We start from the raw sequence: 24,061 nt of genomic DNA on the forward strand, positions 1-24,061 counted from the left end.
CGAGTGGTGCGGCAGGTCAACGCGGCCCCTCGGTTGAGTGGCCGGCTCGACGGTGCCTGACGGTGCCGAGTGGATGGTCGCTGCAATTTCGCGCGGCGCCGTCCCCGGCGATGAGCTACGTTAGGGCTCGGCGGGAAATTCCGTCAATAGTTCCGCGCATTGGTTCAGCAAATCGTCAACGCTGAAATTTAACCTGCGAACTGTTTACATTTCACTCCCCGCCCGTCCATACTGTTCGGTTGGCTATGGATGGGTCGTGTGACTCTGTGGAAGCCTCCGGCTATTTCCCCTGGTAACGGCCTTTTCGGCGCATTTCGAGGGCTCGATGCCCCGCTCAGCGTGGTGCGCCGGGTCACAGTGGCTCTCGCGACCGTAACCTCGGACATGGCGCAAAGAGGACCCTCAGGTTAATTGCGAGAAACGCATGTGAATTCGAGACTTTGCGGCGAGGGCATCCGGGAGCGGAGATTTACCTGATGGCAACATCGGCCCCGGAAAGAAAAGCTGAACGGTTGCTACCCGGCCGTGGTCGTGACATATCACGAGAAACGACGAGGACCATCGGGAGCTAGAGTCACCGAGTGCATACTGCGGCCTCATCGGCGGATATCGGTTCCGAAATCCTCGCTTCGACAGCATTCGGTCCTACCCCTGGCCGGGCCGCTGCACAGTTGCCGGAGCCTGCCGACCCGCGCTCGCGCTGGCACCGGGCGGTCGCCCTCGGTGGACAGGGCCACTACGCCGCCGCCCGCGCCGACCTGCGGGTACTCGCCGGCACCCGCCTCGATCCGGGTTTGGCCTCGCTGGTCGAGAGCACCACGGGCTCACTGCTGCGTCAGCTCGGCTGGCACGGCGCCGCCTCGGCCAACGACGGGCGCGCGGCCCGCCTCGCCTGCGCCGCGACCGGAGCCGCCCGCGCCGAGGCCCTGGCCGACGCCTACACCGGTCTGGCCGCCGACGCGCTCGGCACCGGCCGCCTCGCCCTGGCCACCCGGCTGCTCGGCCGGGTGGAACCGCTGCTCGACGAGGCGCCTGCCCGGGCCCGGGTGCGCTGGCACTGGGTCCGCGCCGAAACCGCGCTGGCCCGGGGCGAATTCGCGCTGGACGACGCCACTCGCGCCGCCGCGCTGGCCGAGGACCTTCCCTCGGTGCGTCACCGGGTGAAATCGGCACTGCTCGTCGCGGCCGCCACCGCCGCCGCGGGAGAGCTCGCGGCGGCCGCGCGACTGGCCGAGAAAATCGACTCTCAGTGCCGCGACAACGCCCTGCTGCCCCTGCGCTGGGCGTGCGCGATGCTGCGCGCCGGAGTGGCCGCGGAGCCGACCGTCGCGGCGGCCGCTGCGAACGAAGCCGCAGATCACGCCACCCGAATCCGTTCCCTCGGGGGAGACTTCCGGTCGTCCCCTCGATGAGGCCGTCCGGCGATCTTCCTGAGAGCACCCTCAGAACAACCCGGGGCCGCTGGCGGGTGATCATCGGGTCGCTATTGTTAGTTCCGTTCCGCCACATCGGTGGAAGCTCGGTCACATGTGACCGCGCCACTCGTAACGCCAGGAAAATCTCTGACGATGACGCATATGGGCGAAGAGTTGGACCTCGCCGTCGCTGCGGCTGCGCAGGGCGACAGGACCGCTTTAGCTCAGGTACTGGAACTGGTCCGTCCCTTGGTGGTTCGCTACTGCAGGGCGCGGATCGGTGCCGCGGAGCGCGGACAGCTCTCCGCGGACGATGTTGCGCAAGAGGTCTGTTTGGCTGTGATGACCGCCCTGCCCCGCTATCAGGATCAGGGTCGGCCCTTCATGGCCTTCGTGTACGGGATCGCCTCGCACAAGGTCGCCGACGCCCACCGCAATGCCGCCCGTAACAAGGCGGAGGCGATGGCCGAAGTACCAGATGTCATATCCACCGACCACGGACCGGAACAGCGAGCTCTCGACTCGGAGACCAGCAGGCAGATGAACACTCTGCTCGCCACACTCCCCGAGAAACATCGGGAAATCCTGATCTTGCGACTGGTGATGGGTCTGTCAGCAGAGGAAACCGCAGTCGCCGTGGGCAGCACGGCGGGGGCGATACGGGTGGCCCAGCACAGGGCACTCGCAAAACTGAAGTCACAAGTGGCGAGGGCAGGTGAAATGTATGGCTAGGGATGGCGAGCGCGGTCGAGGCGACCGGAAGGTTTGGCGTGGGTCGCACGACAGCGGTCCCTACGCCGCCGAGGATGCCGGCGATTCCGGTCCGGTCGACATTGCGGCGGTGCGCAGCGACGATGCGCTGATCGACGCGATCGCGAGCGACGGCCCGGTGCATACCGACAGCACCGAGGAGTTCCAGCTGGCTTCACTGCTCGCGGATTGGCGGGCCGATCTGTTGGCCGAGCCGATGCCGGCGGGCCCCGATCTCGACACCGTCTTCGCGGCGGTCGATCAGGAGATCGGTGCCAGGCAGGTTCGAACCGGAGCTTCCTCGCGCGGACGTCTGCGTCTGGTCCGGCCCCTGCTGGGGTCCGCCGCGGCACTGGCCGTGGTGTTCGGCGGTATCACGGCATTCTCCTACAGTGCGGCACCCGGTGATCCGCTGTGGCGGGTCAAGGAAGTCGTGTTCAGCGAACAGGCACAGACCACCGTCGTGGCTCGCGCCGACGACGACCTGGTCGCGGCGCAGAACATGATCGCCGCGGGCAATCCGGAACAGGCTCGCGCCAAGCTGGAGCAGGCCTCGGCGACCGCCGATCAGGTCAGCGACCCGAAGAAGCGCGAGGACCTGCTGGCTCGCTGGAACCTGCTGCGCGATCAGTTGGTGAAGCAGGCGCCCGAACTCGGGTCGCTGCTGCCGCCCGCGCCGCTGCCGGGTACCACCGCGCCGTCTTCGTCGTCCGTACCTTCTCCGTCGCCGGCCAAGCCGGGGACCACCGACCCCTCGGCGCCGATCGACCCGGGTAACTCGGGTACGACCGATCCGACCGTGCCGCCGGAGATCATGCTGACGCCTGCTCCGGAGACCGTGGACCCCAAACCGACCGACCAGTCGCCACCCCCGGTGACTACGGTGCCGCCGACTCCGCCGCCGGTCACCGTCGAACCGACCCAACCCCCGACGACCATCGCAGAACCGCCGCCGACCGCTCCGACGGCGGTTCCGCCTACGCAGCCTGTGCCGACGGCCGTTCCGACGATCTCGATCCCGTCGCTTCCCGGCACTCCCTGACCAACAACGAAAGAGGCCCCGAACCACTGTGGTTCGGGGCCTCTTTCGTTGTTGTCTGTATCGGGGGTCGTCCGGCGCGTGCGCGACTCACGCGGGACCACACGTGCTCGGTCCGCCGATCAGTGAGCGCTCAGTTGTCGAACCCGTCGAATCCGTCGCCGTGGAAGGCCTCGTTCATCGAGGCGTCCGCATAGCCACGGCAGTAGTCCCAGGTGACGTACGCCTCGGGCGTCGGGTCGTAGGCGGGCTCGTGCGGCCGTACAGTGCCGTCGACGAGTAGCTGCAGCAGATTCGCCCGCAGCATGTCCCAGTCGTGGTAGTGATCTTGCCGACAGTCCTCACAGCTGACGACGAGCCCGCGGATGCCACGATGGGCGAGCAGGGCTTCGTAGACCGCGAGGTCGGCGAGATCTTCCTCGACCGCGAGGCGCTCATGTGGATCCAGCGGCTCACCGGGCTCGATGGCATCGAGCGCGGCAGACGGGTCGGAGGGGTCTCCGGCGAAGGGATCCGGCGGCAGGCCAGGTGGTAGATGGTCACGCACAACCCCACGGTACGCAGTGGTGGCCGGTCTGCGCCAGCGATGCACCTGGCAAGTTTTGCGCGAGGGCTCACTGCACAGCGTGTCACGGCCGACCGATACCATGGAATGCAGGCGTCGGCGAGCTTGTTCTCACCGACCATCAAGCTTTCCGCTCAGCACCGACGCGCGTCATCTCCTGCGTCGGTACTCCGACGACCAGGAGGGGTCGATCCGAATGAGTAATCCCGTGTCGGGCGAACGAATCGCGGTGCGCCCTCCTACGGGTGGCGACGATCCGACCAAGATCGCCATGCTCGGCCTCACGTTCGACGACGTGCTGTTGCTGCCTGCCGCCTCGGATCTCATCCCCAGTTCCGTCGAGACCTCCAGCAGGCTCACGCGTGACATCACGCTGCGCACCCCGCTGGTGAGTTCGGCCATGGACACCGTCACCGAGGCGCGCATGGCGATCGCCATGGCGCGTGCGGGCGGCATGGGTGTGCTGCACCGCAACCTGTCGGCCGCCGACCAGGCCGCCCAGGTGGAGACCGTGAAGCGGTCCGAGGCGGGCATGGTGACCGACCCGGTCACCTGTCGTCCCAACGACACCCTCGCCGACGTGGACGCCATGTGCGCCCGTTTCCGTATCTCGGGCCTGCCCGTGGTGGACGAGACCGGTTCGCTCGTCGGCATCATCACCAACCGCGACATGCGCTTCGAGGTCGATCAGGACCGCCGCGTCGACGAGGTGATGACCAAGGCACCGCTGATCACCGCCCAGGAGGGCGTCACCGCCGAGGCCGCGCTCGGTCTGCTGCGCCGCCACAAGATCGAGAAGCTGCCCATCGTCGACGGCAACGGCCGCCTGCGCGGGCTCATCACGGTCAAGGACTTCGTCAAGACCGATCAGTACCCCAACGCCACCAAGGACCGCGACGGCCGTCTTCTCGTCGGTGCGGCGATCGGTGTGGGTGAGGACTCCTGGTCGCGCGCGATGACCCTGGCCGACGCGGGCGTCGACGTGCTGATCGTCGACACCGCGCACGGGCATCAGTCGCAGGTGCTGCAGATGGTCGCCAAGGTGAAGGCCGAAGTGGGCGACCGCATCCAGATCGTCGGCGGCAACGTCGCCACCCGGGCGGGTGCCGCGGCGCTCGTCGAGGCTGGCGTCGACGCTGTCAAGGTGGGTGTCGGTCCCGGCTCCATCTGCACCACCCGCGTGGTGGCCGGTGTCGGTGCGCCGCAGATCACCGCGATCCTCGAGGCCGTGGCCGCGTGCAAGCCCGCCGGTGTCCCCGTGATCGCCGACGGTGGCGTGCAGTACTCCGGCGATGTGGCCAAGGCCATCGCCGCCGGTGCGTCCACCGTGATGCTCGGCTCGCTGCTCGCGGGCACCGCCGAGTCGCCCGGTGATCTGATCCTGGTGAACGGTAAGCAGTTCAAGAGCTACCGCGGCATGGGTTCGCTCGGCGCGATGCAGGGCCGCGGCCAGGCCAAGTCGTACTCCAAGGACCGCTACTTCCAGGACGACGTGCTCGCCGAGGACAAGCTGGTCCCCGAGGGCATCGAAGGCCGTGTCCCGTTCCGCGGCCCGGTGAACCAGGTGATCCACCAGCTTGTCGGCGGCCTGCGCGCCGCGATGGGCTACACGGGTTCGCAGAACATCGAGCACCTGCAGGGCGCCCAGTTCGTGCAGATCACCGCCGCGGGCCTCAAGGAGAGCCACCCGCACGACATCACCATGACCGTCGAGGCCCCGAACTACACCGGCCGCGGCTGAGTACAATAGATGCGTTTGTGCGCCGGGGGGTACGCTCCCGGCGCACAGCGGCGGTGCGGCTGGCTTCGCATCCGTCGCCTACTGCATTCCCGGCCACGCACACCCCGACCTCGAGGAGGGGTCGCCGCGCAGCGGCGGTTCGCGGCCGGGCCGCCGGTCAGGTGCCGCGGCGTAGGCGACGAAGGAGCAAGCCGCGGTGCCTGACCGGCGGCCCATCAGGGGCCGCGAACTCGAGCGCGCCAGCGCTCCAAAAACACAGGAGCAACTGTGCGTGACATGGTCGAGATCGGTATGGGGCGCGTCGCTCGTCGGACGTACGAGCTGGACGACGTCGATATCGTTCCCTCGCGGCGGACGCGGTCGTCGAAGCAGGTCTCGCTGGCCTGGCAGCTCGACGCCTACCGCTTCGAGATCCCCGTGCTCGCGCACCCCACCGACGCGCTTGTCTCGCCGGAGTTCGCGATCGAGCTCGGGCGCCGTGGTGGCCTCGGTGTGATCAACGGTGAGGGTCTGTGGGCTCGGCACGCCGACGTGCAGGCCAAGATCGATCAGCTGATCGATCTGGTCGACAAGGGGGGTTACGAACGCGCGATCTCCTTACTCCAGGAACTGCACGCCGCCCCGATGCAGCCCGACCTGCTCGCCGCCGCCGTGGCCCAGGTGCGCGCCGCCGGTGTGACCACCGCGGTGCGGGTTAGCCCGCAGAACGCCCGCGCGCTCACCCCGGCGCTGGTGCAGGCCGGTGTCGAGCTGCTGGTCGTGCAGGGCACCATCATCTCCGCCGAGCACGTCGGTGACGGCGAACCGCTCAACCTCAAGACCTTCATCGCCGAACTCGATGTGCCGGTCGTTGCCGGTGGCGTGAGCGATCACCGCACCGCCCTGCACCTGATGCGCACGGGTGCGGCGGGCGTCATCGTCGGATACGGCTCCTTCCCGGGGGCGACCACCACCGGCGAGGTGCTCGGCATCGGTGTGCCGATGGCCACGGCCATCGCCGACGCGGCCGCCGCGCGCCGCGACTACCTCGACGAGACCGGCGGCCGCTACGTGCACGTGATCGCCGACGGTGACGTGGCGACCTCCGGCCAGCTGGCCAAGGCCATCGCCTGCGGCGCCGACGCCGTGATGCTCGGTGTGCCGCTGTCGGTGTCGGCCGAGGCGCCGGGTCACGGCTGGTACTGGCCCTCGGCCACCGCGCACCCCTCGGTGCCGCGCGGTTCGTTCCTTCCGGTCGACGAGTCGTGGCTCGACGGCCCCGACGGCGCGACCGAACGCCCCAGCCTCGAGCGCGTCCTCTACGGCCCGTCCGACGACCCGTTCGGTTCGCTGAACCTGGTCGGTGGGCTGCGGCGCTCGATGGCCAAGGCCGGTTACTCCGACCTGAAGGAATTCCAGAAGGTCGGGCTCAGCGTCCGCTAACGGACGTGGGCCAGTGACACTCGTTCGCGCAGGAACCGGCCGATGGCGGCATTGACCGGTTCCGCGTGGGTCATCGTGACACCGAGGCGGGCGCCGTCGATCTCCACGTAGGTGGAGGCGGTGAGGCCGTCGGCGAGCATGCGGGCCCTTTTCCCGGCGATGCCGCTGTGGGTGGCGTGGATGACCAGCGCGGGGCAGGTGATCTCGGGCAGCCGTTCGAGCACCGAGTCGCGCCCGAGCAGGCAGCCGACGGCGGCGTCGAGCCCGTCGTGCGCGTCGCCGACCCAGCGGCGGGTCCAGATCTCGCGGTAGTGGTCGTCGTCGCCGATGAGCCAGTCGGCGAGCTGGGTCGCGGCTTCCTCGCGGGAACCCCGCTCGTGCCATTCGTCGAGGAAACGCTGTGTGGCGGTGGACTGTTCACGGGTGGGCCCGTGGGCTTCGGTGCTGATGAGGACGAGCGCGGCCACCCGTTCGGGGGCGACGAGCGCGGTGCGTAGCGCGGTGAACCCGCCCTGGGCGGTGCCGCCGACGATCGCGCGTTCGACGCCGAGCGCGTCGAGCACGGTGAGCGCGTCGCGGGCGGCGGTCCAGTAGGTGAACGGTAGCCGCTGGTCCCTGGTGCGGCCGTGGCCGCGCGCGTCCCACGCGACGACCCGGAATTCGGGGGCGAGTGCCGCCTGTTGCGCGTCGAACATCGTGCGGTCCATGAAGAATTCGTGGGCGAGCAACACCACCGGGCCCGTGCCACCGCTGTCCTCGTAGTAGATGTCGGCATCGATCGCGCGGGCGAATGGCACGAGCACGAGGATAGCCAGCCCCGCCCCGCCCCGCGCAAGGATTGACGGTGCGTCGTGGTCTGTCACAGCGTGGCGTGGCGTCGCATCGATGCCCCGTGCTCGGCCGTCTGTCACCCTCACTAAACTGGGCAGGTGGCAGAAACTCAGAGACCGGTCCTCGTCGTCGACTTCGGCGCACAGTACGCCCAGCTGATCGCCCGCCGGGTGCGTGAGGCCAGGGTGTTCTCCGAGGTCATTCCGCACACCATGACGGTCGAGGAGATCGCCGAGAAGCAGCCGCTCGCGGTGATCCTGTCCGGCGGCCCGTCCAGCGTGTACGCCGAGGGCGCCCCGCAGCTCGACGCTCGGCTGTTCGACCTCGACGTGCCCGTGTTCGGCATCTGCTACGGCTTCCAGGCCATGGCGCAGGCCCTCGGCGGCACCGTCTCGCACACCGGAACCCGCGAATACGGCCGCACCGAACTCAATATCGACGGTGGTGTGCTGCACGGCGGTCTGCCGACCATCCAGCCGGTGTGGATGAGCCACGGCGACGCCGTGACCGACGCCCCCGAGGGGTTCGAGGTCACCGGCACCACCGCGGGTGCGCCGGTCGCCGCGTTCGAGGATCGCGCGCGTCGGCTGGCGGGCGTGCAGTACCACCCCGAGGTGCTGCATTCCCCGCACGGCCAGCAGGTGCTGAGCCGCTTCCTGCACGAGCTGGCCGGCATTCCCGCAGCGTGGACCCCGGCCAATATCGCCGAGGCCCTGATCGAGGACGTGCGTGCCCAGATCGGTGACGGCCACGCCATCTGCGGGCTGTCCGGCGGTGTCGACTCCGCTGTCGCCGCCGCGCTGGTGCAGCGTGCCATCGGCGACCGCCTCACCTGTGTGTTCGTCGACCACGGTCTGTTGCGTGCGGGCGAGCGCGAGCAGGTTCAGCACGATTTCGTCGCCGCGACCGGGGCCAAGCTGGTCACCGTCGACGCGGTCGACAAGTTCCTCGGTGAGCTGAAGGGCGTCTCCGACCCGGAGGAGAAGCGCAAGATCATCGGCCGCGAGTTCATCCGGTCCTTCGAGGACGCGGTGGCGGGCATCGTCGCCGAACAGGGTGGCGACGGGACGGCGCCGAAGGTCGAGTTCCTGGTGCAGGGCACGCTGTACCCGGATGTGGTCGAGTCCGGGGGCGGCACCGGCACCGCCAACATCAAGAGCCACCACAATGTCGGCGGCCTGCCCGACGATCTCGAGTTCGAGCTGGTCGAGCCGCTGCGGTTGCTGTTCAAGGACGAGGTCCGTGCGGTGGGTCGCGAACTCGGTCTGCCCGAGGAAATCGTTGCGCGCCAGCCTTTCCCGGGTCCCGGTCTGGCCATCCGCATCGTCGGCGAGGTGACCGCCGACCGGCTCGACCTGCTGCGTCAGGCCGACGCCATCGCCCGTGAGGAGCTCACCGCAGCCGGACTGGACAAGCAGATCTGGCAGTGCCCGGTGGTGCTGCTCGCGGACGTCCGCTCGGTCGGTGTGCAGGGTGACGGTCGCACCTACGGTCACCCGATCGTGTTGCGTCCGGTGTCGAGTGAGGACGCGATGACCGCGGACTGGACTCGCCTGCCCTACGACGTGCTCGAACGCATCTCCACCCGCATCACCAACGAGGTGGCCGAGGTGAACCGCGTAGTGCTCGACGTGACGAGCAAGCCGCCGGGCACCATCGAGTGGGAGTGAGTCAGGGGTTGCCCCTGCAATAGAAATGGCCCGTCTGATGACGGGCCATTTCTCGTTTCCGATGTCGTTGTTCTCGTCAGTGTCGTTTGCGGCGGGGGGAGAGGACGAGCAGCAGGCCGACGATGGTGGCCACGATCACCACGCCCCAGCCCATCGGCACGATGCCGCCGCCGTCGGGGGTCGGTGCGCCGAGCAGGGCCCACACGCTCACCGCCAGGGCGAGCAGTCCGGTGACGAGCAGGGAAAAGGCCGGGCGGCGTTCGGTTTTCGTCGAGTCAGCCACGGGTCACCTCCACGTCGCCCAGGTGCATCGTGATGTGCAGGTCCAGGACCGGTGCGCCGGGGGTGTTCGGTCCGCTCAGTCCCTCGTCGCACGGGTTGTCGGCGACGCGGATGTCGCAGGTGGTGTTCACCGTCATCCCTTCTGGCAGCTTGATTTTCGTATCGCCGATGTTCACCGCGACTTCGACGCTTCGTGATTCGGTGAGGGTGAGGCCGCGCAGATCCAATGTGCCCGAACCGATGTCGAGGGCGTAGCGGGGCTGCAGTTCCTGCACGGAGGTCGGTGCCCAGACGCGGTCGCCCACATTGCCGCTGTTCTCGAAGTCGATCGGCCCGATCAGCGAGGCCAGCAGGACGAAGCCTGCCAGCGGTGCGGTGAGGACGAGCAGTCCGTAGCCGCGCCGCAGGAACGCGCCGGCGACGAGGCCGAGGCCGACGACGGCCAGGGCGAAGGCGGCGATACGGGCGGGGGTCATCCATTCGACGCCCGACGCGGCGGCCGCACCCGCTGCCGCGGCGGCGAGGATGGCCAGGCCGATGGTGATCGGCGTCAGCCGGGAGCGCGGGCGTTTCGGTGGTTGTGGGGCGACGGGGGCGAAGGTGGGGACGGCTTCGGGGAGCTCCCAGGCCAGCGGGGCCACGGCCAGTGGGTCCCAGCCCGGGGGTACCTGGGCGCGCAGGTGGGGGCTGCCCGGGGTCTTGGGCAGGATCGCGGTGTCGCCGATCGTCGACAGGCCGGTCGGTTCGGGTCGGGCGATCGGGTCTGGCTTCGCGAGATCGATGATGGATCGGTCGTCGCCGGACTCGTGGCCTGCGGTCGGCGTTGGGTCTGCCGTCGGCGCCGGTCGGAGTTCGGCGTCTGCTGCCGATGTCTCTCGGCCTTCCGCGTCCGCTCCCGAGATCTGCTGGACGCCGGCATCTGTTGTCGGCTTCGCTCCGAATTCGTCAGGTTTCGGCGCGTCCTCGAGTTCTGCGTCGATGGGCGCGGAAGGGCAAGCATCGGTGTGCTCGGAAGTCGCAGTGCTGCCGAAAGATTCGGCATCTGCGCGGGCAGGCACGGTTTCGCCGACGGTAGTCGACGACTGTGCGGGTGCGGCGTCGCTGTCTTTGTGCAGTGCTATCGTCTCGGCTTCGTCGACCCGGAGCAACGGCATGGACTCCGCTGTCGCCGCGCGGTTTTCCGTGCGGGGGAGCACGGTCGTCGCCGGATCGGGGACGTAGGCGTCGGGGAGTTTGGTGTACGGCGTGTACATCCCCTCGCCGGTGTACGGGTACATCGCATTCGGGTAACCCGCGCCGGGGTAACCGGTGGTGCCGAGCGGGGCGCGATGGCTGTCGAAACCGGCGGGCAGCTCGGGATGACGCAGATAGAGCATCCACCACCCGGCCAGCATCAGGCCCATGCTGACCACGCCGCCACCGCCGAGCCCCAACCCCATCGGGCCCATGGTCGACACCGCGATGGCCAGCGCCACGATCAACACGATCGTCTTGGTCTGCGAATGCGACCCACGCCCGCTGAGCGACTCGGCCGCCGACGCTTCGTTGCCCGCGGAGCCGAGCACCAGCCACGCCAGCAGATACAGGATGATCCCCGCCCCGCCGAAAATGGTCGACACCACGAACGCCACCCGCAACAGCACCGGATCCACGCCGTAGCGCAACCCGAACCCGGCGGCCACACCGGCGATCGGCCCCTGCCGGGGCAGCCGGACGGGCCGCGTGTGCCACATCTGCTGAACCTGATCGCCGAAGCTCGTTCTGCTCATGGGTTCCATGGTGTGCTGCGCGACCCCTCGGACGCATCGGGGGGAACCCTGAAAATTGCCCGGGGTTCAGGAACAGGGTGCGCGGTAGGGGCCGTTGGCGACATGCGTGCGCCAGACCGCCTCGGTGAGCATGCCTGTGCTCGCGCAGATGCGGGCGGCGACAGCTTCGGGGTCGAGGTCCCAGACGCCGAGCTGTCCGTCGTCGGTCACGAGCACGAGTTGTTCACCACGTGGGTGCATCGTCACCTGTCGGGTGCGACCGTCGGCGGGGCCTATCGGACCGAGGTGGTGGCGGGGCGCGCGCGGATCGGTGATATTCCACAGGCCGGTGGTGCCGTCCTCGCTCGACACCAACAGTTCGGTGCTGTCGGCGTCGGCGGAAATCCAGTTGATCGGCGCCACCTCGGTGCGTACTGCGTCGACGAGCGGGGTGAACGATTCGGGGTCGTCGGTATCCCACAGGCCGAAGTGGTCACCTCGGACAACGGCGACGGTCCGGTTGTCGGGCAGGAACTGCGAGGGGTGCAGCGAAGTATTCAGATCCAGTTCGGTCTCGGAGACCAGCCTGGGGTGTGCTGGATCATCCAGATTCCAGATCTGGCGGAAGTAGTGCGTTTCCCAGTGGCCGCGGTCGTCGAGGAGCATGAGTTCGAGCCGGGTTCCGTCGGTGCTGAAGCTGCTGCCGACGATTTTTCCCACTTGGGCCGTGATCGGTGCGCTGAGTGGCGACGGTGCGGAGCGGTCGGTGACGTCCCACATCCGCACCGCGGCGGGGGAGATTCGCAGCATGCGGTTGCCTTTGACGGTCGAGAAATCGTCGTTGCCGGTCGGCCAGGCGGGCAGCATCCGCGGATGAAATGGGTCGTCGAGCGCGAAGACGACGCGCCGCTTTCCCGATTGGTCGTGCAGCGTCAGGGTGCGTCCGTCTGGGCTGAGGGCCGGATTGGTCAGTCCGGGCAGTCCGGGAAGGGTCGCGGTTCTGACTGGGCGCCGGATGTCGGTGGAATCCCAGACGACGACCTCGCCGGTTCTGGTCAACATGGCCATTCGGTCGCCGGTGCGGTCGAAAACCGGTCCCGAGGGCATCCTGGGAATGACGTCGATCGTCGAGCGGGGCAGGGTCCAGATTCGCAGCAAACCGTCGTCACCCGCTCCGACCAGGGCCGTCTTGCCGGGCATGAAGAGCATCGTTCGCGGGCCGCCACTGCAGAGGGCGAGCCGCGCCTGGGGGCAGGCAGCCGGGCTCACCGACAGTGCAGGCCCGGCCTGCGTGAGTTGGGCCGGGTCGGCCACGTTCCACAGCAGCGCGGCCTCATCGGAGCCGGTGGCCAGTAGGTTTCCATCAGGGTGGAACGCGATCGAAGCCAGTACGTCGTTGTCGATTCGGGTCGACGATCCGTACGAACGTGGGTTGTGCGGATCGGTGATGTCCCAGAGCTCCAGCTGGCTCGATGGTGCACTGTTCGCACCCTTCGTACCGTGTGTGCCGACGGCAAGGCGGGTGCCGTCCGGGCTGAGCGCGAAGGCCTTCAGGAAGTCGCGGGGCGAGGTGGATATCGGGCGTCCGAGGGGACGCGCGGTGGCGGGATCCCACAGCTGCACGGTGTCGGGGATGCCTTCGTCGTAGGTGGCGGCGCCGATCGCCATCGCCGTGCCGCCGGGTCCGAATTCGACGTTGTGCAGGTCGCCGGGCAGTGGGCTGCTCGCTATACGAGTGGGGCGTGCGCGATCACGGATATCCCAGACGGTCAATGTCAATGCGTTGATCTCGGCGAGTCTGGTTCCGGTCGGGTCGACCTCGATAACCTCTGCATGCAGCGTGCCGAGCGTGTGGATCAACCGGGGAGATTCGGGACGGGCCAGATCCCACAACTGGGTACCGGAGTGACCGAGCGTGACCGCGTCCGTACTGCCGGGAATGAAGGCGAGTTCGGAGATCTTCGTGCTCAACGAAGTGGTCAGGCGCCGTGGCTGGGCCGGATCGTGCAGGTCCCAGAACACTGCATCGCTCACCTGGTCGATCGAGACCAGCAACGCGTCGGCCGGACGCAGGGCGAGCGTCGAGATGCCACGTGTATGGGCGGGCACGGTAACCGACAGCGGCGAGTCCTGACTGTTCAGTAGTTGGGTGCGGGTCGCATCATCGGGCCGGAGCCGATACGCGGCAAGCAGGAACTGAGCGGACACGGAAGGATCGGTCGTTCTGGTCCGCTGGGCGGCGGCGATCAGCTCCGCATAGTCGCGGTCCAGCGCCCTCTGGTCGGCGAGCCGGTTGCGGTCGAACGCGATGACACCTGTGGCGAGCAGCGCGAACACCACCATGATCGCCACGATCCGCCGTCGACTGCCGTTGCGGGCCGCCCGCCGTGAGGCCTGTAGAAAGGCTCGCACCTGCGGGTTGTCGCGCGTGCGCCCGACGTGTTCGCGCGCCCGGTCGAGCCTGGTACCCCGATACAGCAGCGCCGGATCCTGTCCGGCGACTGTCCATTCGATCGCGTCGCGCTCGAGCCGTTGGCGAACCGCGTGCCCCACCCTGTCGGCATCGATCCAGCCCCGCAGCCGTGGCCAGGCCGTGAGCACGATCTCGTGGGTGAGCTGCACGGAGCTGGCGTCGACGGTGACGATTCGGCTGGCGGCGAGCACGTCGAGCGCTTGCGCCGCCTCGGAATTCCCACTGCGACCGAGCAATTCGACGCGGTCGACGGTGCGCCGGGTGTCGCGGGTGTCCTGTCCGACGGTCACCAGCGCGCCGAGCAGTTCCTGTGCGGCACTCTGCTGTGGGGGAGTGAGCTCGCTCCACGCGAGTTCGGCGGTCTCGGCGACCGACCCCGCGACCCCGCCGGCCTTGCGGTACCCGGCCACGGTGAGCTTGCGCCCCTCCCGCTGCTGCCAGGTCGCGGCCATCACATGCGACAGCAGCGGCAGCGTGCCGGGGTCGTAACCGTCGAGATGCTCACCGAGCCCGCGTAATTCGGCGAGAACCAGTTCGGCGAGCCCTGGTTCGAGGGTGAGCCCGGCGGCAGCGGCAGGGCCGGTGATCGCGCGGGACACCTCGTCCATCGACATGGCGCCGAGCAGATAGCTGTTGTGCTGCAAGCTGTTCCGTAGCACGGGATAGTGCAGACACGGTTCGTAGAAGTCGGCGCGCAGGGCCAGGACCACTGTGCGCGGATCGGTGTCGCGGGTGGCGAGTTCGGTGAGCGAGGTCAGGAACGCCGAACGTTCGGCCTCGTCCTCACAGAGGGTGAACAACTCCTCGAACTGGTCGACGATCAGCACGGCCGGGTCCTCGCCGAGCGCGGCATCGAGGGCGGTGGCCGGTGTCTCGCCCGGCGTGATCGTGACGGCGGACAGCTCGATGGCCGGTCGCAGGCCCGCGGCGAGCAGCGAGGACTTGCCCGCCCCCGACGCCCCGATCAGCACGACGATGCCCGTGGTGTCGCGGACCAGCGCGGCGAAATCGGCGGTGGCCTGCTCGCGTCCGAAGAACAAGGTGTGCTCCTCGGGTCGGTAGGCGCGCAGGCCGGGATACGGGCAGGTGTGGTCGTCGCCCGCCGTCGCCGTCCAGGTGACCGATTCCTGCCACAGCCGTCGCCATTCGTGCGGGTCGGCGAGGTCGCGTGGCAGGTCGCGCTGGGCCTTCTCGGTCATCTCGACGAGCGTGAGGACCACGGGCAGCAGGGATTCGAAGCGGGCGGGAACATTGCGACCGGCTTTCCAGTCGCTGATCCGCTGCGCCGACGGAGTGCTTGATCGGGCATTGCGCATGCGCCGCTCGGTGGCCGCGGCGACCCGGCGCAGGGTCGGGTTGCCAGCTGCGTCGTAGAGCTCGCCGAAGCGCTGGGCGAAAACTGCACGTGGCGACGAGATCTCACTGTCGATGACAGTCAACGAACCCCCCCGTTCGATGAAAAGATGACCACCGCAATGATATTCGCCCCACCCGGGAACCCGGCGTGGGCGCCGGGTTCCCGGTTCGGCTACAGGAACATGGTGTCGCCGAAGACCGAGTTCGTGGCCTCGACCTGACCGGTTCCGGCGGTGACCGTCGCCCAGGAGTAGATATTGAGCGGGCCGCCGCAGTTGCCGACCATCAGGTGGAAGTCGCGGTTCACCAGGTAGGTGGTGCCCGAGCTCAACGGCATCGATCCCATGTCGATCTTCTTGATCTCGCCGGGGGCCAGCGACAGGCTCAGATCCAGACCCGCCGAGATCGACGGACCGATATCGACCGAGGCGTCGGGACCCGACGAGCCGAATCCGACGCTAGCCCCCGCGTCCACCGAGATCCCGCCGTCGAGACCTACCGACAATTCCAGGTCGACGGCACAGGCCACGAGGTAACCGGAGCTGAGATCGCCGGTCGCGCCTGGTGGTGCGGTGACGTAGGCGGTGTTGTTCAGAAACACCTCGCGGTTGGTCGGCATGGCGTTGAGCGGGGGGACCAGCCGGTAGGACTGGTCGGTATGGCCGATGGTGAGCTGGAAGCCCTCGGGGCCGTGGTAGGTCGATTCGTGCGGTGCCATCGGCGTGGCCGAGGCGATCGGTGTCATCCCGAGAGTGCTCAGTCCGATGGTGGCGGCACCCAGCACGGTGGTGATGATGTTCACGTGTTCCTCCCCTGAAGCGGCGGCCGTGGTTCCGGCCTGCCATCAACGTAGGAAGATCATCTGCGCCCGGGCTTTCGAAATACCGGTGCGAACGCTGAAAGCCCTGCTGGGGGCGGCACTTTCGGTTTTCCGGTCCGGCATCCGCCGTCGGTGTTCCCCTGCTGCACCCGGTTTGCGGATAGACGCAGGTCATCGCTGATTTTTGTCCGGACCGGACAGGGTGCGCCGCAGGTCGGCACGGAATCGAGGACATCGGGGCACAGATCAGGGTCTTTCCTGATGTCGGCTACCGCTCTCGCGTGCCAGTATCGAAGTATGGATCCGTCTGTTCCCACCCGCACCGCCGCCCAGGGGCTACCCGGGCCCGGCTTCGCCCCCGGGATCAACGGCTCCGCGCGCATGCCGGGGCCCGTGGCGCCTCGGCCAAGTGGCAGGCGGTATCGCGAAGCTGTCCGGCAGTACCACCGCGCGGCCCAGCAGTCCGGTGGTGGCCCGGAGTACAGCGGGGCTCAGCAGTACGGAGTCGCCGAGCAGTACCGTCCTGGCGCGCAGTACCTGCCCGGGCCGCCGCCGTACCGTCCGGCTGTCGGCTACGCGCCGGTCCCGCCGCAGGGTTACGGCGTGCCGCGGGGGTATCTCCCCGGTGTGCTCCCGGTTCCCGCGTCCGAACCCGGCGACCCGGCATCGCCCACGACTCCCCGGCTGGTCCGGCGGACCGGTGGCCGGGTGATCGGTGGCGTCGCGGGCGGCCTGGCCGATCACCTCGGCGTCGACGTGTTCAAGGTGCGGCTGGCGTTCGTGCTGCTGTCCGCGCTGGTCGGTGCGGGCTTGGTGGCCTACGGCCTGCTGTGGATCTTCACCCCCGCCGGTGGCGACGCGACCGCACCGACCGGCGACGAGCGCAGGCAGGCGATCGGGCTCGCGCTGCTCGGGATGGTGCTCGCGGTCACCGTCGGCTGGTTGTTCCAGGGCACGGCGGCGAAGGTGATCGTGCCGGTCGTCGTCGTGGCGGTCGGTGCCGCGCTGGTGTGGCGCGAATACGATGTGGCCGCGCCGGGCCCCCGGGCGCTGTTCGGGTTGCCCGCGCGACCGTCGGTGGTCACCTGGTCGCGCATCGTGGCCGGGGCGACGCTGATCGTGTTCGGGCTCGGTGTCGTCGTGCTGGCCCGTATCGACCTGAGCTCGCTCGGTTCGGCCTTGATCGCGGTGGCGGTCACCCTGGTCGGCGCGGGCCTGCTCACGGTGCCGCTGTGGCTGCGCATGGTCCGCGCGCTCAACGCCGAACGCGGTGCCCGCATCCGCAACGAGGAACGCGAGGAGATCGCGTCTCACCTGCACGACTCGGTGCTGCAAACCCTCGCGCTGATCCAGCGGCAAGCCGAAGATCCCCAGGAAGTGTTGCGCCTGGCCCGCAGCCAGGAACGCGAACTGCGCAAATGGCTCTTCGACGATGCCGCGCCCGCGCATTCGAGCCTGTCCGCCGCCCTGCGCACCATCGCAGGCGAGGTGGAGGACCAGCACGGTGTGAAGGTCACCCCCGTCACCGTCGGTGATGTCGCGATGGACCCCGGCGACACCGGCGCCGGGCTGCCCAAGGAGCACTTCACGGCCCTGCTCGGCGCCACCCGTGAGGCGCTGGTCAACGCGGCCAAGCACGCCGATGTGCCCGAGATCGACCTGTTCGCCGAAACCGAACCGCACCAGGTGAGCATCTTCGTACGCGACCGCGGCGCCGGTTTCGATGTGTCGTCGGTGCCCGCCGACCGGCGCGGGATCGCCAAGTCGATCTGCGCGCGCGTCGAGCGGCGTGGCGGTACCGCCGAGATCGACTCGACCGTCGGGCGCGGTACCGAGGTGCGGATCGTCATGCCGCGCACCGACTCCGGTTCCTCCGAGCCGAGCGACGAGGAACAGCCGACCGACGCCGATTCGCCGACCGTCGCTCTGCGCCTGGACCAGGCGCACCGTGATCATCCGGTCGACCGCTGACGGCTGGGTTGCGCGGCTCGGACATGGTGGTGGCGGTGGAGGGCTTGCGCCGCTCGGATGTCGTGATGTGGCCGTGGAGGGTCCGGTTGCGGCCGCGCGGATGTCGTGGTGTGACCGCTGATGGTCCGGTTGCGTCGCGCGGACATCATGATGGGGGCGCTGATGGCCCGATCGCGTCGCCTGGACATCGTGGTGTGGTACCGATGAGCATCAGGTTCGCGGTTCGAATGAGGAGTCTCGAGTGAGTGTGCGGGTGTTTCTGGTCGACGATCACGCGGTCTTCCGGTCGGGGGTGCGAGCGGAGCTGAGCCGGGAAGCCGACATGGAGGTGGTCGGCGAGGCCGGGGCCGTGGCGGAGGCCGTCGCCGGGATCGATGCCGCGAAACCGGACGTGGTGCTGCTCGATGTGCACATGCCCGACGGTGGCGGTGTCGCGGTGCTGAGCGGAATCGCCTCGGGCCCGGTGTGTTTGGCGCTGAGCGTGTCGGACGCGGCCGAGGACGTGATCGCGGTGATCCGGGCGGGCGCGCGCGGGTATGTCACCAAGACCATCTCCGGCGCCGAGCTGGCCGACGGCATCCGCCGCGTCGCGGGCGGTGACGCGGTGTTCAGTCCACGGCTGGCCGGTTTCGTCCTCGACTCGTTCACCGGCCGCTCCCCGGTCCCCGAACCGCCGCTCGACCCCGAACTGGACTCACTGACCCCGCGCGAGCTGGAAGTCCTGCGCCTGCTCGCCCGCGGATACACCTACCGCGAGATCGCCGAAAGCCTGTTCATCTCGGTGAAAACCGTGGAAACCCACGCCTCGAACGTGCTGCGCAAAACTCAGCAGTCCAACCGCAACGCACTGACCAGATGGGCCCATCGCCGCCGCATCGAATGAGCGGCCCCGGACGCGGCAGCGCCTACATCACCGCGATGATGAGCGCGATCAGGATGACCAGGCCGATCAGCACGCCTGCGCCGATCGCCAAGGGCGCACCGTTGGGCAGGTCGTCGAAGAAGCTGCCGGTGCGTTGTGGGCGCGCGGTCTGCGCGGCTGCCAGGGGTGCGCGGTGCGGGCGGGGCAGCGGCTGTGCATTGGGGCTGCGTACGCCGCTGGCGCCGCTGCGCGACGCCCAGGCCGGGATGGTGCCGTCCTCGGTGCGCAGCGGAACACCGAGAATGTAGGCGCCGGTGCCGGGACCGAAAGCGGCCGTGAGGATCTCGTCGCGGGCCTCGGCCATGGTCGGGCGGCGCTGCGGCGCGGGCTCGAGCATGTGCAGCAGCGGCTGGGTGAGGATGCCGCTGCGGGTGGGCGGGATGATGCGGCCCATCGCGGCGCGGGTGACCACGTCGTTCTCGTCGTCGTCGAAACCGAACGGCGGCTGACCCTCGAGCGCGGTGTAGAGGGTGGCGCCGAGGGAGAACACGTCGCTGGCCTCCGTGGGCTGGGCGCCACGCGCCACCTCGGGCGGCAGGTAGGCGGGGGTGCCGGTGATCACGCCGTCGGGTTCGTCACCGTGCGGGTCGCCCGCGCCACGGGAGATGCCGAAGTCGCTGAGTTTCGCCTTGCCCAGGTCGGGGCCGCGGTCGGCGACGAGGATGTTGCCCGGTTTGATATCGCGGTGCACGATGCCCGCGGCGTGGGCGGCGGCGAGTGCGTCGGCCACCTGCGCACCGATCTGGGCGACCTCCACTGCGGGCAGTGCGTCCACCAGCGCGAGCGCCTTGGCCACACTGCGCGAGGGTAAGTACTCCATGACGAGCCACGGCTCGCCCGCTTCGATCACCACGTCGTAGACGGCGATGGCGTGCTCGTGCGACAGCTTGGCCGCCACCCGGCCCTCGTGCACGATGCTGTTGCGCACCCGCTCGGCCTCGGCCTCGCTCAGGCCGGCGGTGGTGAGCACCTGCTTGATCGCGACTTCCCGGTTGAGCAGCCGATCGGTGGCCAGCCAGACCGCGCCCATGCCACCCCCGCCCAGCTTCGACTGCAGGCGGTAGCGGCCCGCGACCAGGTAGTCGGGGCCGATATGGGGACGAGCACGTTCGGTCACGGGTGCGAGGGTAGCCGAATCTGCCGCTGACTGGCCGGGATCTTCCCTGTGGACAGGGACAGGGGTGCCTGTCACGCTGGTCGCGATCGAACGTATATTCGAATACGATCGATAGCTGGAACGGTGCTGTCGTTTCGGTGACGAGCGGTTCGCCGCTCGCGGGTCCATCGTGGAAGTAGGTGGTGTTGATGGGTTCGAACGGTTTGCCGCCCGAGCCGGGTACGCGCGAGCACATGCTCGACGAGTTGCGCAGGCGGATGGCCTCGGTGCCGGGTCGCGGTGCGTCCGTGGCCGCGCACATACCCCGTGAACAGCCACTTCGCCGCGATCTGCTGCCCGTTCCCGCGCCGTTGGCCGACCTGCTTCCCGACGGCGGATTGCCGAAAGGGTCGGTGGTCGCCTACTCCGGTGCGCACTCGCTGCTCACCGGTCTGCTCGCCTCGGTCACCGCGGGCGGTGGTCACGCGGCGGTGGTCGGGCTGCCGCGGCTCGGTTTGCTGGCCGCCGCAGAGATGGGTGCGCAGCTGTCGCGGCTCGCCGTCGTTCCCGACCCGGGTCCCGACCCCGCCGAGGTGGCCGCGGTTCTGCTCGACGGCCTGGACCTGGTGGTCCTCGGCCTGCACGGCCTCGCCGTCCCGCCGGCTCGTTGCCGCGTGCTCGCCGCCCGCGCCCGCAACCGTGGCACCACTCTCGTCGTCGCGGGCGGTGAATGGACCAACCCGGCGCTGCGCCTGGACACCCGCGTCGCCGGTTACGACGGCCTGGGCCCCGGCCGCGGCCGCCTGCGCTCGGTCTGCCTGGACGTGCGCGTCAGCGCCAAGGCGGGCCCACCCCGCCAGGGCCGCATGGACCTGTGCGCCCGCGCGGGCCGCACCGAATGGCTGGCCCGCGAGAACGTCGCCCGCCCAACCGAAGTGACCGCCTTACGCGAGGCCGTGTCGTGACCCCGCGTCCGTTGTCCACCTTCGCGCGATGGGCATGAGCACCGCCATCGCGCACCCCGCGCCCCTCGACCGATCGACCGCCGTCCGCGGCGTTCGCATCGATCACAGGAAGGTGCGGGCAAAGACTGTTACCGCAGGGTGCGGTGCCTTGCTCACGCGTGGGCTCGTGATGGTGGGGCGGTCGAGTGTGCCGGGGTGGGGGAGCGCGGTGTGGTGTGGGGTCGTGTGGTCGGGGTGTTGTTGTGAGGCGCGCTGATCGAGTGGTCGCGGTGTGGTGCCCGGATTGGCCTGCGGTGGCGGCCGCAGCCGGGATGGGGGTGGCGGCGCAGCGGCCGATCGCGGTGTTGCGCGGGAACCGGGTTGTCGCCTGTTCGGCGATCGCGCGGGCAGAGGGGGTGCGGCGGGGGATGCGCAGGCGGGACGCACAAGGGTGCTGTCCGGAACTCGTTGTAGCCCAAGAGGATCCGGATCGGGATGCGCGGCTGTTCGAGCCGGTGGTCGCGGCTGTCGATGCCACTGTGCCGGGGGTCGAGGTGTTGCGGCCGGGGCTGATCGTGCTCGGGGCGCGTGGTGCCACACGGTATTTCGGGTCCGAGGAGGCGGCGGCGGAACGGTTGATCGACGCGGTCGCGGTGGCAGGCGCCGAAGCCCAGATCGGGATCGCCGATGCCATGTCGACGGCGGTCATCGCCGCCAGGCGCGGCGCGATCGTCGAGCCGGGGGAGGGTGCGCGCTACCTCGCGTCGCTGCCCGTGTCCGAGCTCGCGGCCGAACCGAGCCTGTCCGCACCGGACCGCGCCGACCTCGCGGACCTGTTGCACCGCTTGGGTTTACGCCGCATCGGCGACTTCGCCCGGCTCGCGCCCGCCGAGGTGACGTCCCGGTTCGGTGCCGACGCCGCGCACGCCCATCGCATGGCGCGCGCCCTCCCGGAACGCCCGCCTTCGGCGCGTAGGCCTGCTCCGGAACTGACCGTCGAGCTGGCCTGCGACCCACCCATCGACCGGGTCGACGCGGCCGCTTTCGCGGGCAGGCAGCTGGCCACCCGCTTGCACGCGGCCCTGTCGGCGGCGGGGGTGTCGTGCACCCGGCTCGCCGTCACCGCCCGCACCGAGACCGGTGAGGAACTCACCAGGATCTGGCGTTGTGCGCGCCCGCTCACCCCGCCCGACACCGCCGACCGGGTCCGCTGGCAACTCGACGGCTGGCTCACCCATCGCGCCCGCCCGACCGGCCCCATCGTCGCGCTCACCCTGGAACCGGTCGAGGTGGTCGCCTCGGGTGCGTTGCAGCTCGGTCTGTGGGGTGGCGAGGGCGAGCAGACCGAACGCGCCAGGCGCGCGCTGGTGCGAGTGCAGGGTCTGCTCGGCGGTGAAGCGGTGCGCATCGGGGTGCTCAGTGGCGGCCGTGGCCCCGCCGAACGCATCACCATGATCGCCCTCGGTGACGAACTCACCCCGAGCGCCGACCCCGCCCACCCGTGGCCCGGCCGCCTCCCCGAACCGGCCCCCACCCTGCTCCTGCTGCACCGCCCCACCGTCCACCTGACCGCCGCCGACGGCACCGAGGTCGGCGTCACCGACCGAGGCCTGTTCACCGCCGACCCCGCGATCCTGCGCTGGGGCCGCAAACAGTGGTCCCTGCTCGGCTGGGCAGGTCCGTGGCCGGTCGTGGAACGCTGGTGGTCCGCCGCCGAACACGCGACAACGGCCGTGCGCGTCCAGGTCCAGCTCGACGCCCGTCCCACCGAGATCCGCGCGGTTCTGCTCGTCCACGACGAGCAGAACTGGCACGCCGAGGGGGTCTACGAGTAGCACCGCGCTGCTGCCGGTCGATCTCCTCGGCCGTGGGCTGCTTCGCTGTCACCGCTGCTCAGCGAGGGTGTGCGCCGTGCACTGCCGGGCGCCTCTACAGTGAACTCCGGCCAGGGAGCGCCCCGGCGAGCGAGGAAGGAGGCGCGGTGACGAATCCGTTCGAGGGCATGGTGTGTTCGGCGGCCGCAGCCGACCTTCCGCTGCTCGGTACGGCGGTGCACGCCACGGGGTGGCTGTGTATCGAGCATCCCGGGGCGTGGGGGCGCGATGTGCTGGGTGACGAGGTGCTCGGGCCGGAGATCACCGCCGAGCTGGCCGCGCGCACGTCGGCGGCGAAGGTGCGCCCGACCTTGATCCGCCGTCCCGGACGCTACGAGTTCACCGGCACGCGCACGGTGCTGCTGGCCAGTGCGCGGCCCGAGGGTTCGTGGTGTGTGCGGTTCGAGATCACCGACCTGCGTGAGCTTTTCGATATCGATCTGCACCTGGTGGACGGGCCTGCCCCGGAAATCGGTGTGCCGGTGGATGATCCGATCGTCCTGGTCTGCGCCCACGGCAAACGCGACCAGTGCTGCGCCCGCCTCGGTCGCCCGATCGCCGCCGCCTTGGCCGCCGAACACCCCGGCCGCGTCTGGGAGGCGTCCCACACCGGCGGTCATCGGTTCGCCCCCGCCGTCGTCCTGCTCCCGTCGGGCCTCACCTACGGCCGCGTCGACACCCCCGCCGCCCGCGACCTGCTCGCCGCCGCCGACACCGGCGAGGTCTCCCTCACCGGCCTGCGCGGCCGCAGCTGCTACCCCCCGATCGCCCAGCTCGCCGAAGTCGCTGTCCGCGAACAGGTCCCGGCCCCCGCCGACGCCCTCACCGTCGCCCTCGACCCCACCCCCACGCACGACCCGACCCTCGCGGGCGCCGCCGTCGTCACCCACCGCGACGGCCGCCGCTGGCGCGTAACCACCCGCACCACCCCCGCACCACCCCGACCGGCCAGCTGCAACGCCAACCCCAAACCCGCCAGCTACCTCGAACCGGTCTCCATCGAACAACTCCCCACCCTCTGACCCACGCGCACCACCCGGCAAGGCCTGCGCTCCCGTCCCTGCGACGCCCGTTCTCAACGGCGGCCGTCCGAGCTCGCGGATCCGCTCGTGCGTAAGGACCCCGCATGGAGGCCGGCCGAA

18 protein-coding genes are annotated in these 24,061 nt (G+C 69.5%); 11 read left to right on the plus strand and 7 right to left on the minus strand.

Annotated elements, in window-relative coordinates:
* Positions 1–671 precede the first annotated feature (671 nt).
* The 3 genes from AB0F86_RS21050 (at position 672) to AB0F86_RS21060 (ending at position 3,207) form a co-directional block, all read left to right on the plus strand.
* Entirely contained in the window at positions 672–1,412 is a 741-nt protein-coding gene (locus AB0F86_RS21050) for a hypothetical protein (RefSeq protein ID WP_356984923.1), read from the plus strand.
* 156 nt (positions 1,413–1,568) lie between these two features.
* Complete coding sequence (locus tag AB0F86_RS21055) at positions 1,569–2,147, plus strand: sigma-70 family RNA polymerase sigma factor (protein WP_067490881.1); 579 nt, start codon at positions 1,569–1,571, stop codon at positions 2,145–2,147.
* Between the two features lie 109 nt (positions 2,148–2,256).
* Entirely contained in the window at positions 2,257–3,207 is a 951-nt protein-coding gene (locus AB0F86_RS21060) for an anti-sigma-D factor RsdA (protein WP_308017168.1), read from the plus strand.
* A 130-nt stretch (positions 3,208–3,337) separates the two neighbouring features.
* On the opposite strand, the gene AB0F86_RS21065 is transcribed toward AB0F86_RS21060, so the two are convergent.
* Positions 3,338–3,751, minus strand: coding sequence for a DUF5319 domain-containing protein (locus AB0F86_RS21065; protein ID WP_022567296.1), 414 nt, complete (start codon positions 3,749–3,751; stop codon positions 3,338–3,340).
* A 214-nt stretch (positions 3,752–3,965) separates the two neighbouring features.
* On the opposite strand from AB0F86_RS21065, the gene guaB reads away from it, so the two are divergent.
* Positions 3,966–5,510 carry an IMP dehydrogenase gene (guaB, locus tag AB0F86_RS21070; RefSeq protein WP_356984922.1) on the plus strand — a complete coding sequence of 515 codons (1,545 nt, stop codon included), beginning with the start codon at positions 3,966–3,968 and terminating at the stop codon, positions 5,508–5,510.
* A gap of 267 nt (positions 5,511–5,777) precedes the next feature.
* Positions 5,778–6,932: a GuaB3 family IMP dehydrogenase-related protein gene (locus tag AB0F86_RS21075; RefSeq protein WP_225281998.1), complete on the plus strand. Its 1,155-nt coding sequence runs from the start codon at positions 5,778–5,780 to the stop codon at positions 6,930–6,932.
* Here the strand turns inward: AB0F86_RS21075 and AB0F86_RS21080 are convergent.
* A complete protein-coding gene (locus tag AB0F86_RS21080) occupies positions 6,929–7,729 on the minus strand; it encodes an alpha/beta hydrolase (protein ID WP_225281999.1) in 801 nt (266 codons plus the stop codon). The genes AB0F86_RS21075 and AB0F86_RS21080 overlap by 4 nt on opposite strands.
* A gap of 132 nt (positions 7,730–7,861) precedes the next feature.
* Here AB0F86_RS21080 and guaA point away from each other — a divergent pair, with 132 nt between their 5' ends.
* On the plus strand, positions 7,862–9,433 hold the full coding sequence (gene guaA / locus AB0F86_RS21085; RefSeq protein WP_067641286.1) for a glutamine-hydrolyzing GMP synthase: 1,572 nt from the start codon (positions 7,862–7,864) through the stop codon (positions 9,431–9,433).
* 76 nt (positions 9,434–9,509) lie between these two features.
* Here the strand turns inward: guaA and AB0F86_RS21090 are convergent, their stop codons facing one another.
* The 4 genes from AB0F86_RS21090 to AB0F86_RS21105 all read right to left on the minus strand — a co-directional run bounded on the left by AB0F86_RS21090 (position 9,510) and on the right by AB0F86_RS21105 (position 16,094).
* Positions 9,510–9,716 (minus strand): hypothetical protein, encoded by a 207-nt coding sequence (locus AB0F86_RS21090; protein WP_356984921.1) that lies wholly within the window; start codon positions 9,714–9,716, stop codon positions 9,510–9,512.
* Positions 9,709–11,484: a PspC domain-containing protein gene (locus tag AB0F86_RS21095; RefSeq protein ID WP_356984920.1), complete on the minus strand. Its 1,776-nt coding sequence runs from the start codon at positions 11,482–11,484 to the stop codon at positions 9,709–9,711. The genes AB0F86_RS21090 and AB0F86_RS21095 overlap by 8 nt, the downstream gene beginning before the upstream one ends.
* A 66-nt stretch (positions 11,485–11,550) precedes the next feature.
* Entirely contained in the window at positions 11,551–15,375 is a 3,825-nt protein-coding gene (locus AB0F86_RS21100) for an NACHT and WD repeat domain-containing protein (RefSeq protein WP_356984919.1), read from the minus strand.
* Between the two features lie 89 nt (positions 15,376–15,464).
* Complete coding sequence (locus tag AB0F86_RS21105) at positions 15,465–16,094, minus strand: MspA family porin (protein WP_225282003.1); 630 nt, start codon at positions 16,092–16,094, stop codon at positions 15,465–15,467.
* A gap of 315 nt (positions 16,095–16,409) precedes the next feature.
* Here AB0F86_RS21105 and AB0F86_RS21110 point away from each other — a divergent pair, with 315 nt between their 5' ends.
* Positions 16,410–18,083 (plus strand): PspC domain-containing protein, encoded by a 1,674-nt coding sequence (locus tag AB0F86_RS21110; RefSeq protein ID WP_356984918.1) that lies wholly within the window; start codon positions 16,410–16,412, stop codon positions 18,081–18,083.
* Between the two features lie 247 nt (positions 18,084–18,330).
* On the plus strand, positions 18,331–18,966 hold the full coding sequence (locus AB0F86_RS21115; RefSeq protein ID WP_067491188.1) for a response regulator transcription factor: 636 nt from the start codon (positions 18,331–18,333) through the stop codon (positions 18,964–18,966).
* A gap of 22 nt (positions 18,967–18,988) precedes the next feature.
* On the opposite strand, the gene AB0F86_RS21120 is transcribed toward AB0F86_RS21115, so the two are convergent.
* Positions 18,989–20,122 carry a serine/threonine-protein kinase gene (locus tag AB0F86_RS21120; RefSeq protein WP_356984917.1) on the minus strand — a complete coding sequence of 378 codons (1,134 nt, stop codon included), beginning with the start codon at positions 20,120–20,122 and terminating at the stop codon, positions 18,989–18,991.
* A 188-nt stretch (positions 20,123–20,310) separates the two neighbouring features.
* Between AB0F86_RS21120 and AB0F86_RS21125 the strand changes: the two genes are divergently transcribed.
* The 3 genes from AB0F86_RS21125 to AB0F86_RS21135 all read left to right on the plus strand — a co-directional run bounded on the left by AB0F86_RS21125 (position 20,311) and on the right by AB0F86_RS21135 (position 23,941).
* The gene (locus AB0F86_RS21125) at positions 20,311–21,066 is read left to right on the plus strand and encodes a hypothetical protein (RefSeq protein ID WP_356984916.1); all 756 of its coding nucleotides are present in this window, start codon (positions 20,311–20,313) and stop codon (positions 21,064–21,066) included.
* A 311-nt stretch (positions 21,067–21,377) separates the two neighbouring features.
* Positions 21,378–22,880 carry a DNA polymerase Y family protein gene (locus AB0F86_RS21130; RefSeq protein ID WP_356985019.1) on the plus strand — a complete coding sequence of 501 codons (1,503 nt, stop codon included), beginning with the start codon at positions 21,378–21,380 and terminating at the stop codon, positions 22,878–22,880.
* Between the two features lie 167 nt (positions 22,881–23,047).
* Positions 23,048–23,941, plus strand: a complete 894-nt coding sequence (locus tag AB0F86_RS21135; protein WP_225282123.1) for a sucrase ferredoxin — start codon at positions 23,048–23,050, stop codon at positions 23,939–23,941.
* Positions 23,942–24,061 lie beyond the last annotated feature (120 nt).

This window comes from Nocardia sp. NPDC023733 (assembly GCF_040639775.1).
In the GTDB taxonomy this organism is placed as follows: domain Bacteria; phylum Actinomycetota; class Actinomycetes; order Mycobacteriales; family Mycobacteriaceae; genus Nocardia; species Nocardia rosealba.

What these genes read in the sequence shown, in the direction of transcription:
- AB0F86_RS21055 (WP_067490881.1), top strand. Translation starts at nt 1,569, where the DNA reads ATGACGCATATGGGCGAAGAGTTGGACCTCGCCGTCGCTGCGGCTGCG.
- guaB (WP_356984922.1), top strand. Translation starts at nt 3,966, where the DNA reads ATGAGTAATCCCGTGTCGGGCGAACGAATCGCGGTGCGCCCTCCTACG.
- AB0F86_RS21095 (WP_356984920.1), bottom strand. Translation starts at nt 11,484, where the DNA reads ATGAGCAGAACGAGCTTCGGCGATCAGGTTCAGCAGATGTGGCACACG.
- AB0F86_RS21110 (WP_356984918.1), top strand. Translation starts at nt 16,410, where the DNA reads ATGGATCCGTCTGTTCCCACCCGCACCGCCGCCCAGGGGCTACCCGGG.
- AB0F86_RS21125 (WP_356984916.1), top strand. Translation starts at nt 20,311, where the DNA reads ATGGGTTCGAACGGTTTGCCGCCCGAGCCGGGTACGCGCGAGCACATG.
- AB0F86_RS21130 (WP_356985019.1), top strand. Translation starts at nt 21,378, where the DNA reads ATGGGGGTGGCGGCGCAGCGGCCGATCGCGGTGTTGCGCGGGAACCGG.
- AB0F86_RS21135 (WP_225282123.1), top strand. Translation starts at nt 23,048, where the DNA reads ATGGTGTGTTCGGCGGCCGCAGCCGACCTTCCGCTGCTCGGTACGGCG.